Here is a 10541-nt window from a genome sequence, read left to right on the forward strand (position 1 = left end):
CGCGACGACCCGAAGCTGATCGAGTACATCCAACGCAACATTACTACGCGACGTGGCATTCGCGCCCGCCCCGAAAATATTCTTGTGACGATGGGCGCACAGAACGCCTTGTGGCTTACGGCGCAACTTCTTTTGACCCAGCGCCGGATCGCCGTGATCGAAAACCCCGGCTACCGTGGATTTCGAGAAATCCTTAGCGAAACGCGGTGCCACACGGTTGAAGTGGATGTCGATGAAGATGGCCTACCCCCCGACGCGCTTCCAGATCAGGTGGATGTGGTGTTCACCACGCCAAGCCATCACAGCCCGACAAATGCCAGCATGCCGTTGGATCGGAGAAAAGAACTGCTTCGCCTGGCTTCGGAAAAAGGCTTTGTTATTGTCGAGGATGACTACGAGTTTGAACTTGCGTTCAAACGTTCTCCATCGCCCACGTTGAAATCGCTCGATGGGGCGGGTTGCGTAGTCTACATCGGATCATTCTCGAAATCCTTATTCCCCGGCTTGCGACTTGGCTTTATGGTTGCTCCATCCGCGCTAATCGAACAGGCGCGCGCGCTTCGTTCGACCATAATGCGCCATCCGCCGTGGCATATCCAACGCAACGCCGCAAACTTCCTGTCGCTTGGGCACTACAATGCTCAGATCAACAGAATGCGGAAAGCCTACCAACGCCGCCGGCAGATTATGGAGGCGGCGATTGATGATTGCGGGCTCACCGATGCCGTTCCGGCCGTGTCAGGAGGCTCGTGTTTCTGGATGAAAGCGCCCGAAAGCGTCGACACCGAAGACCTTGCACTTGCTTTGCGTGCAAAAGGCGTTGTCCTCGAGCCAGGTCGAAGCTTTTATGCTCCGGGCAAGGGACCAAACAATCGCTACCGATTGGCCTATTCGTCGATTTCATCATCGAAGATTCAACGCGGTATCGAACTTATTGCCGAAGAGATCGCAAAACTGGACTGAGAGACACAGCCTCTCTGGCCCTACTGTGCGGTGCCGCTCGGACGCTAATTACATCGCGAACGCCTCCGCTCCGGAGGCCTGACTAATATGGGAGACCGTTCATGAAAATGACCACTGAAGAGGCCTTTGTTAAAGTCCTGCAACGCCACGGCATTGGCCACGCTTTCGGGATCATCGGCTCAGCAATGATGCCCATTTCAGACATTTTCCCAAAAGCTGGCATAAAGTTCTGGGACTGCGCGCACGAAGGCTCCGCAGGCATGATGTCGGACGGATACACCCGTGCCACCGGCAAGATGTCGATGATGATCGCGCAAAACGGTCCTGGCATCACGAACTTCGTCACCGCCGTAAAGACCGCCTACTGGAACCACACACCCTTGCTTCTGGTCACCCCGCAGGCCGCCAACAAAACCATTGGTCAGGGTGGCTTTCAGGAAGTCGAGCAGATGAAACTGTTTGAAGACATGGTTGCCTACCAGGAAGAAGTCCGCGACGCTTCTCGCGTAGTCGAAGTTCTGACACGTGTAATCAGTCAGGCCAAGCGTCTCTCCGGCCCTGCCCAAATCAACATTCCACGCGATTTCTGGACTCAGGTTATTGATGTCGAAATTGCCGATCCGATCGAATTCGAAGCGTCCTCGGGCGGTGAAAACTCGGTTGTCGAAGCAGCCTCTCTTTTGTCGACCGCCAAGAACCCGGTCATCCTGAACGGCGCCGGTGTGGTGCTTTCAGCCGGCGGGATAGATGCTTCTCGCCTTCTGGCCGAGCAGCTCGACGCACCCGTTTGCGTTGGCTACCAGCACAACGACGCTTTCCCAGGTTCGCACCCACTGTTTGCAGGGCCGCTTGGCTATAACGGCTCAAAGGCCGGGATGGAGTTGATTAAGGAGGCGGACGTAGTCCTCGCGCTTGGGACACGCCTTAATCCGTTCTCGACCCTACCAGGCTATGGCATTGAATACTGGCCAGTAAATGCAAAGATCATTCAGGTGGACATCAACCCCGATCGCATCGGCTTGACCAAAAAAGTCACCGTCGGTATCGTCGGCGACGCCGCGCGCGTGGCGAAAGGCATCCTTAAAAACCTCACAGATGGCGCAGGCGACGCAGGTCGTTCCGAGCGCAAAGCAAAGATCTCGGAAACTAAGTCGCGTTGGGCTCAGCAGCTGTCTTCGATGGATCACGAGCAGGACGATCCGGGGACCGACTGGAACGAGCGTGCGCGTAAATCCAAGCCAGATTGGATGAGCCCCCGCATGGCGTGGCGCGCAATCCAATCGGCGCTTCCGCGCAACGCGATCATCTCGTCCGATATCGGCAACAACTGCGCGATCGGCAATGCCTATCCTGACTTCGACGAGGGCCGAAAATACCTTGCTCCGGGTCTGTTTGGCCCTTGTGGATATGGCCTTCCGGCAATTGTTGGTGCAAAAATCGGCCGGCCCAGTGTTCCGGTCGTGGGCTTTGCCGGCGATGGCGCTTTCGGCATCGCAGTAAACGAGCTAACGGCGATCGGTCGCGGTGATTGGCCTGCAATCACGCAGGTCGTGTTCCGCAACTACCAATGGGGTGCGGAAAAGCGAAACTCGACCCTTTGGTTCGAGGACAACTTTGTAGGGACTGAGCTTGACGAGCAAGTCAGCTACGCTGGCATCGCGCGGGCTTGTGGCCTGGAAGGTGTCGTCGCGCGCACGATGAACGAGCTGACAGCAGCGCTGAACAAAGCGATCAAGGACCAGATGGAGCATGGCAAGACCACCTTGATTGAAGCCATGATCAACCAAGAACTTGGCGATCCGTTCCGCCGCGACGCGATGAAGAAGCCCGTTGCAGTCGCTGGCATCAGTGCATCCGATATGATCGAACAGATCGGCGCGTAAAGCGCCCTCATGACAAACAGGAAGTGTGCCGCATGTCAGTTCTGGATGATTTACACGCCCGAGCGGCGGCGCACTCCTCACGTATTGTCCTAAGCGAAGGCCACGACCCCCGGATCGTTGCCGCCGCAATTCAAGCCGTTGCATCGAACCTTGCATCTATTGTTCTCGTCGGTCCGGCAGAGGCGATCAGAGCCGAGCTTGTCGCCCAAGGCGGAACGCCGAGCGATGCTTTGAAAATCGAAGATCCTGGAACATCGGCGCTAACGAAAGACGTCGCCGGCGCATTTTTCGAACTGCGTAAACACAAAGGGGTCACGCCCGAAAAAGCAGCCACGGAAGCGCAGAATCCTCTGATCTTTGCAGCCATGCTCGTTCGCCTCGGTCAAGCCGACGGCACCGTTGGCGGCGCTGTTGCCACAACGTCAGACACCGTGCGCGCGGCGCTTCAGGTTATTGGCAAAGCGCCCGACGCAGCCCTCGTTTCCAGCCTCTTTATTATGGTTCTGCCCGACGACCACCCGTCCGGTCGGACCGCCATGGTCTTTTCCGACTGCGGGCTCGTCATCGATCCCAGCGCTCTTGAACTGGCCACTATCGCAGCTCAGTCGGCCGACTCTTACGCCGCCCTGCTAAACGAAACACCTAGAGTCGCAATGCTGTCCTTTTCCACAAAAGGCAGCGCAAAGCATGAGACGGTTAACAAGGTTTCAAAGGCAACTGACCTCCTCAGGGCACAGCGGCCTGACCTTGCAAGCGACGGCGAACTACAATTCGACGCAGCCTTCACCCCATCTGTCGGTGCCTCAAAGGCACCGGGCTCTGAAGTGGCAGGGCAAGCCAATGTAATGATTTTTCCAAATCTTGACGCAGGTAACATCGGCTACAAAATCGCCCAGCGTATCGGTGGGTGCGCAGCAATCGGCCCGATCTTGCAAGGTCTTGCAAGACCAGCAAATGACTTATCGCGCGGTTGCACAGCCCAAGATGTGGTCAATATGATTGCTGTGACGGCCCTACAGGCCGAAAACAAAAAAATCTAATTACCCAATGGCTTGGGGCACAATTCTCACGCGTTAATCAAGCCGACTTCCTGCTCTAGCACATGCTGAAGAATACTGCCGATTTGAGCACAATCAACTAACGAGAAGCTCAAAGGCACACGCATGTCAAACAGCGTCAGCAAGATTTCATCGGTCGCGGGTAAAGACTGCTCCGCCATATAGCGCCAGCTTTTATGGTTTGAGGTGAAACCAAGTGGCTCCGGGGCCCCAAACCATTTCAGCTCGACCCCAAGTGTCGCTGCATGCGCGACAACCGCACGGCAAATGTCCTTATCTGCCGAAGGGAGACGAAACTGGAAAGAGGAACCAACCCGACGCACATCTGCAAGACCTTGGGGCAAAACCGCTCCCGGAACGTTTCGAAGCGCGCCAGCCAAAACGTCATGGCACAAATTCCACCGCGAGACATTGCCATCCAAGCCTTCGATCTGCGGAATTAGAAGCGCGGCACGCAGATTATCAATCCGTGCTGACATGTTAGGCATCTCGTAACGCGTTGTTTTATATTCCGTTTCATCCGGTCCAGCTCCATGGCGCATGAAATTCATATAGCTGCCCGACAGCATCGTTGCACGCGCCGCAATTCTAGCGTCGTTGGTCGTGAGAAACCCACCCTCTCCAGAATTGATGTGCTTATAAGTTTGCGTCGAAAAACAAGCGACGTCCCCGTGGCTTCCCGAACGCGCGCCACCAAAAGTCGCTCCCATCGTGTGCGCGCAGTCTTCAACCAACATCAACCCCCGCGCCTTGCAGACCGCAAGTACGCGCTGCATGTCAGCAATGTGCCCGCGCATATGAGACAACAGCAGCACGCGCGCAGCTGATATTGCAGCCTTGCGGTCGAGGTCTTCGATATCAATCGTCAGGTTCGCGTCCGTTTCTACAAGAACCGACGTCGCCCCGACAGCTGCGACCGCTCCGGGAACTGGCGCAAGAGTGAAGGCGTTTGTCAGAACCGTATCGCCTGGCACCACGCCAACTGAACGAAGCGCGATTTGCAACGCTTGCCCCCCCGATGTCACCGCAAGACAATAATCCGCACCCTGCCATTCGGCATAGATTGCCTCAACCTGCTGCGCTTGCGGCACCTCTCCATCCGCAGCGCCATAGCGATGAAGGCGCCCCGAATTCAAGACCGCATTGACGCGCTCGAGCGCCGCGGCAGGGAGTGGTTCTTGCTGGGTAAAACTGCCCGTGAATTTCTCAATTGCCATCTTCGTCCTCACAAGAAGAATTTCATCCTAATACACGGTGTCAAACCAAGTATGAAGAGCGCCTATGGAGAGCGAAATACTGCACAAAATGGCAAATTGAACGTCACGCTTTTATCGTCGTAATTCTGCAGGCGAAGCGATCAAAACGCTCCCTTCAGCCACTCCTACAACAAAAGGCCGACACGCTGGAATGGCGCCAAGCATTAACGACAAAACTCTTTCATTCTGGGCTCCTGTTCAGGGCCACCTCGACAGCGGAAACATTGTCGACACTCAAAGCTAGAGCCCGCGCCAAAAAAACTGCTGAATAAATAGGCATTCGTGAGGTGGAGGAAGGCTTTAAGCTAAACTGCCGCGAGAGATGCGCCACAAATAGTAAAGATAGGGAAATTTTCCCTCACAAGTTGTGCATCGGTGCGACATGTATTAACTCCGCGAACACAATTAACTCGCAACGTGGCGCACTGGTCATGCTTCACAGCATAAATTCTTTGACCAATAAAGCCCGAAAAGGGCTGATATTCTGGGAGGAATACCATGAGAAACAAGACAATCGCGGCAAGTCTCGCTGCAGTTATGGCAACTAGTGGCGCAGGACAGGCGCAAGAAGTCATTGAAATGACATCAGCGTTTTCCCGCAACCTTCCGATTCTTGGTACCGCTGGCGTGGACTTTGTCGAGAAGATTAACAGCATCGCCTCCGACGTGGAGTTCGAACACTTTGATCCGGGCGAGCTTGTCCCAACTCTTGAAGCGCTCGACGCAGTGTCCAGCGGTTCCGTGGACGCAGCCTATACAACTTCAGGTTATTGGCAGGGAAAGATCACCGCCGCCTCGCTTTTTGCAGCCGTCCCTTTCGGTCCGGAAGCCGGTGAATTTCTTGCATGGATGCTTTACGATGACGGCCACGAGCTGTTCCAGCGCATGTATGACGAGAACGGCTACAACGTAAAAGTTCTGCCGTGCGGTATCATCGCGCCAGAGACATCCGGTTGGTTTAAAGAAGAGATCAAGTCGGTTGCAGACCTTGAGGGTCTGAACATGCGCTTCTTCGGGCTTGGCGCCGAAGTCATGCAGCGTCTTGGTGTTTCGACATCGCTTCTCGCAGCAGGCGACATCTTCCCGGCACTTGAGCGCGGCGCAATTGACGCAACCGAATTCTCGATGCCTCTGATCGACCAACGTCTTGGCTTTTACAATATTGCATCGAACAACTACTTCCCTGGCTGGCACCAGCCTGCGACGATGTTCGAACTGCTGATCAACAAAGATCGCTGGGAAGACCTTGATGAGAAGTCCCAAAAGCAGATCGAAATCGCATGTCTCGCCAACATCACCACCAACTACGCTGAAGGCGAGGCGGTGAACTTTGGCGCCATGAAGGTAAACGTTGAGGAAAACGGCGTTACCATCCGTCAGTGGCCGGATGAGATGCTGGCGGCATTCGAAAGCGCATGGGGTGAAGTTGCAGCAGAGCTTGCAGCAGAGGACCCTTACTTCGCAGAAGTCTGGGCCGACCTTCAGGAATTCCGCGAAGGCTACAAAGTTTGGAATGACAACATCTACCTGAAGCGTCCGCGCAACTGATAGCGACGACTTGAACTAACCATCAAAGGGGCGGCGCAAGGCCGCCCCTTTGTGCCGCGTATATGTCTTTGGGAGGAGATCGCATCATGGATACCGTAGAAGAACTCGTTGCTGTATCTGATCCCGGAGAGATTGGACGAGAAGAACACAATCGTGGCGACCGTTTTATCATCCAGGTCTCAAACATTGCGGCTTGGCTGTTTCCGATCCTGATGCTGGCGATTACCGCGCAAGTTATATTGCGCAATAATGGAATGAACCAAGCTTGGCTTGATGACCTGCAATGGTGGCTTTACGGAGCAGCCGTTCTGATGGGCGTCGGATACGCGGTGACGACCGACAGCCACGTGCGCGTCGATATCCTCTATGACAGTTTCCCGCCTGAAAAAAAGACACGAATCAACTTGTTCGCGCTTGGTTGGCTGTTTTTGCCGTTCATCATACTGTCTTGGGACGTTACCTACGACTACGCGCTAAGCTCCATCCGCGCCAACGAGGGCTCCGACAGCCCCAACGGCCTGCATGGCTTGTGGATACTGAAGGCCTTTATGAATGCGTCCTTTGTCTTTATTGGCATCGCTTGCTGGTCAGCCATTGTCCGCAATCTCACACGCCTGCATGAGCCAAAACTCTGGCGCCAACTTTGGGCTGCATTCCCCGCGACCTTTATGTTCGTCAACTTGTCTATTTACTACGGCCTCTATCTTATCATGTCGGCCTTCGCTGAAGAGGGAACCTCGGCGCGAGACATCGCCCGCGGACCGGCCTTTGGTGAAATCGAGTTCGGCAACTACGAGCTGACCTACACAGTTGCGGCAGCTTTGATCCTGACCCCAATCATTATCCTGGCTCTGCGTGCCAGGGACACATCGCGCAAGGCGGGATCGTAAGACATGTTTGAGTTTCTGACCCTGAACGAAATCGCAGTCATTGCGATGTTCATGACCTTCATCTGGATGCTGTTTCGCGGCATCCCGGTTGCCATGGCTCTGGTGGGGGTCAGTCTTGTTTTTGTTGTGATCGCCGAAGTCTTCCTCGATCCAAACCGCAGCTTCTTTCGCGGCATAATCGAATTCGATCGCACCGGCATCGATTACCAGAAACTTGGCGCGCTCTCGGGACGTATCTTCGGCAGCACGGTTAAAAACCCTGTTTTGGTCGCTTTGCCAATGTTTATCTTTATGGGCCTGATGCTGGACCAGTCAGGCGTTGCACAGCGCATGATGCATTCAATGCAAAAACTGTTCGGCGGATTGCGCGGCGGCTTGTCCCTGACAGTTCTTTTGATCGGCATCATCCTTGCCGCCTCAACCGGCGTTATCGGCGCATCTGTCACGCTGCTTGGCGTAATGGCCCTGCCCGCGATGATGGCGCAGAATTACTCCAAGCCGATCGCCACTGGAACTATCGCATCAGCCGGCACATTGGGCATTCTTATTCCCCCCTCAATCATGCTGGTGATCATGTCAGACCAGCTGGCCATCAGCCTTGGTGATCTGTTTATGGGCGCCCTTTTCCCGGGCCTCATTCTTGGCGGACTTTATATCACTTTCATCGTGATCTACGGCCTCATCAAACCCGACGCGATGCCTGCACCAGAGAAAACCGAGGAACTCGGCTGGACGGTGGTCAAAGAGGTTTTGAAAGCAGTTGTCCCTCCGATGATGCTTATCCTCCTTGTACTTGGATCGATCTTTGGCGGCATCGCAACTCCGACCGAAGCCTCCGGCCTTGGTGCCCTTGGTGCAACACTCTTGGCTCTTGGCAACCGCCGCCTGAACTTCAAGGTTTTGCGCGAAGTCAGCCGCTCGACGCTCAATACTTCAGGTTACATCGTCGGCATCTTCTTGGCGGCAAACTTCTTTGCCTTCATTCTACGTCGTTACGGCGGCGATGAAATCATCGAAGGTCTCGTATTGTCGGTATTTGATGACCCTTACATGATCATCCTTTTCATCCTGTTCATCATCTTCCTGCTCGGATTTCTTCTTGATTGGATCGAGATTACGATCATCATCATGCCATTGATGTTGCCGATTATTCAGGGCCTCGGCATCGAGAGCGATATACCAGACTTCAATCAGGTAGCAGAACCCGTGGTGACATGGTTCGCGATCTTGGTGGCCGTCACGTTGCAGACGTCCTTCTTGACGCCGCCGGTGGGCTTCGCGCTGTTCTACCTTAAGGGTGTGTGTCCTCCGGGCGTCACGATTGCCCACATCTACAAAGGCGTGATCCCATTCGTGCTGCTGCAACTCCTTGGATTGCTCATCGTCTTCGAATTTCCGGCGCTTGTGACGTGGCTGCCCTCTGTAGCCTATGGAAACTAGACGCACACGCTTAACGCGATTGCAATAATACTCTCCAGCGGCCCCAAAGCGGCCGCTGGAAAGACATCCCGAGCCTCAAAGGCAGGGTCAACATTACACCATAACCCATTGATATCTCTAGAATAACTTCCTGTGTCGCAGCCGGTTTTCACATTTTTGAGGAAGAGCGCACAGATGCAATGCCAATGGTTCCGGCAAAGCTCACGATCCGACAAACGCACTGTGGTCGTGCCAGCGGCAAGAACACACCCTCAGCCCGCCCAATTGTAATCACATTCTCTCCCTAAACGAGCATTAACCACGACGAAACGGCGCACCAGAACGCCAAAAATTCTTTCCCACGGGGAGCCGGGTCACTGCTACGAAATGAAGTCATAAATCTGAGTAATTTTCGCGAGAGTGACGAAAGATTGCCCGCCGATACCGGGGATGAATTGGCGCCTGGAACTGCGCTTTTGCGCGGCCAGTACACGATTGACGAATACCTAAACAGCGGCGGCTTCGGGATTACATATCGCGCCCGAGACAGCCTGGGACGCCCGGTCGTTATCAAAGAATGCTTCCCCGGCGTGATGTGTCGGCGCAAAGGCACAAAAGTGGCCGCCCGCTCAGCCGAATACACAAATGAACTCGCAGGCATGATCGAAGGCTTTGTATCCGAAGCCCACAATCTAGCGGCCCTCACCCATAAGAACATTGTGCACGTGCACCAGGTATTCGAGGAAAATGACACCGCTTATATGGCGATCGACTTTATCGATGGAATGGACCTGCTCGAGCGGATAGATTTCGATTTCGAGCGCATGACCGCAAGAGAAATTCTGCGTCTTACAAAGCGAATTTTGCCCGCCGTCCGATACATCCACAACATGGGCATGTTGCATCGCGATATTTCACCCGACAACATTCTGATAGATAAGACGGGCGAACCGATCCTGATTGATTTCGGAGCCGCACGAAAGACGGTGCCAAGCTCGAAGCGCGCGATTTCTCAGATGAAATTCGTCAAAGACGGCTATTCCCCGCAAGAATTTTACATCGCCGGAGCCGATCAGGGCCCCTGGAGCGACATCTATTCTCTGGCGGCCTCACTGTACCACGCGATCTCTGGCGAAGCGCCAGAAGACGGACAAAAGCGAATGTCAGCCCTCGCACAAAAGCAGCCCGACCCATATGTGCCGCTTGCAAAACGCATTCACGGCTATCCTCCACGGTTTCTAGAGGCGATTGACACCGCGCTAAAGATCAACCCAAAAGACCGCATCCAGACCGCCGAGGAGTGGATGCGTCGGTTGGCAAACCGGCCCGCAAAATCCGAGACAAAGGTCAAGAAAATTGACGTCCATGCCAGCGTGCCAGCACCGGCTCCCGCACCCGGAAAGATTGAGAAACACGAAACTCTCCCAGACTTGAGAGAAATCAGCGTTCGTAGAGAAATGCTATCGGCCGAATGTGATGCCAAGCGCGGCAAGCCGGTGGCTTTGATCGGCGGTCTCGCAGTCG

At 54.6% G+C, this 10541-nt stretch carries 8 protein-coding genes; 7 read left to right on the forward strand and 1 reads right to left on the reverse strand.

The annotated features are described in order from the left end of the window. The 3 genes from Q1B15_RS14640 to pta all read left to right on the forward strand — a co-directional run. On the forward strand, window positions 1-963 hold a 963-nt coding region (locus Q1B15_RS14640), incomplete at its 5' end, for a PLP-dependent aminotransferase family protein (protein ID WP_299754843.1). Between the two features lie 101 nt (window positions 964-1064). Beyond that, window positions 1065-2846: a sulfoacetaldehyde acetyltransferase gene (gene xsc / locus Q1B15_RS14645; protein WP_299754845.1), complete on the forward strand. Its 1782-nt coding sequence runs from the start codon at window positions 1065-1067 to the stop codon at window positions 2844-2846. Between the two features lie 32 nt (window positions 2847-2878). Next, complete coding sequence (pta, locus tag Q1B15_RS14650; protein ID WP_299754848.1) at window positions 2879-3886, forward strand: phosphate acetyltransferase; 1008 nt, start codon at window positions 2879-2881, stop codon at window positions 3884-3886. A gap of 26 nt (window positions 3887-3912) precedes the next feature. Here the strand turns inward: pta and Q1B15_RS14655 are convergent, their stop codons facing one another. Continuing rightward, window positions 3913-5121 (reverse strand): aminotransferase class I/II-fold pyridoxal phosphate-dependent enzyme, encoded by a 1209-nt coding sequence (locus tag Q1B15_RS14655; protein ID WP_299754850.1) that lies wholly within the window; start codon window positions 5119-5121, stop codon window positions 3913-3915. A gap of 537 nt (window positions 5122-5658) precedes the next feature. Between Q1B15_RS14655 and Q1B15_RS14660 the strand changes: the two genes are divergently transcribed. From Q1B15_RS14660 to Q1B15_RS14675, 4 genes are all read left to right on the forward strand, one after another. Next, window positions 5659-6708, forward strand: coding sequence for a TRAP transporter substrate-binding protein (locus tag Q1B15_RS14660; protein WP_299754853.1), 1050 nt, complete (start codon window positions 5659-5661; stop codon window positions 6706-6708). An 86-nt stretch (window positions 6709-6794) separates the two neighbouring features. Then, window positions 6795-7598 (forward strand): TRAP transporter small permease subunit, encoded by an 804-nt coding sequence (locus Q1B15_RS14665; RefSeq protein ID WP_299754855.1) that lies wholly within the window; start codon window positions 6795-6797, stop codon window positions 7596-7598. A gap of 3 nt (window positions 7599-7601) precedes the next feature. Then, window positions 7602-9038 (forward strand): TRAP transporter large permease subunit, encoded by a 1437-nt coding sequence (locus tag Q1B15_RS14670; RefSeq protein WP_299754857.1) that lies wholly within the window; start codon window positions 7602-7604, stop codon window positions 9036-9038. 410 nt (window positions 9039-9448) lie between these two features. Beyond that, a partial coding sequence (locus tag Q1B15_RS14675) for a serine/threonine-protein kinase (protein ID WP_299754859.1) occupies window positions 9449-10541 on the forward strand: 1093 nt, incomplete at its 3' end.

The organism is uncultured Boseongicola sp. (assembly GCF_937988555.1).
GTDB lineage: Bacteria > Pseudomonadota > Alphaproteobacteria > Rhodobacterales > Rhodobacteraceae > Boseongicola.